This window comes from Psychromonas aquatilis, assembly GCF_038155185.1.
In the GTDB taxonomy this organism is placed as follows: domain Bacteria; phylum Pseudomonadota; class Gammaproteobacteria; order Enterobacterales; family Psychromonadaceae; genus Psychromonas; species Psychromonas aquatilis.
In genome coordinates this window covers 1-217 of sequence record NZ_JBAKAZ010000368.1, presented here as the reverse complement: position 1 = coordinate 217, position 217 = coordinate 1, and the positions used below count along the sequence as shown (strand labels likewise).

Sequence of the window (217 nt, the reverse complement as noted above, 5' to 3'; positions counted from 1 at the left end):
AGCATACATTGAAGCGTATTCCTTACTAGCTTGTTGTGGGTGACCAAGAGGTCGAAGCAAACGAAGTTGCAGTAACAACACGTAAGGGTGATGATCTTGGTAAAATGCAAGTTGACAATTTTGTAGAACATGTAAAACAAGAAATCATGGCTCGTTCATAATTTTAATTACTCGGATGAATTTGTTATAAAAGGTGCAAAAAAAGGCCATCAAACGG

The 217-nt window shown here is 37.3% G+C and carries 1 pseudogene; it reads left to right on the top strand.

The features are described 5' to 3' along the window. A pseudogene (locus V6256_RS15845) lies at positions 1 to 161 on the top strand (His/Gly/Thr/Pro-type tRNA ligase C-terminal domain-containing protein); the annotation flags it as partial. Between the last annotated feature and the right edge of the window lie 56 nt (positions 162 to 217).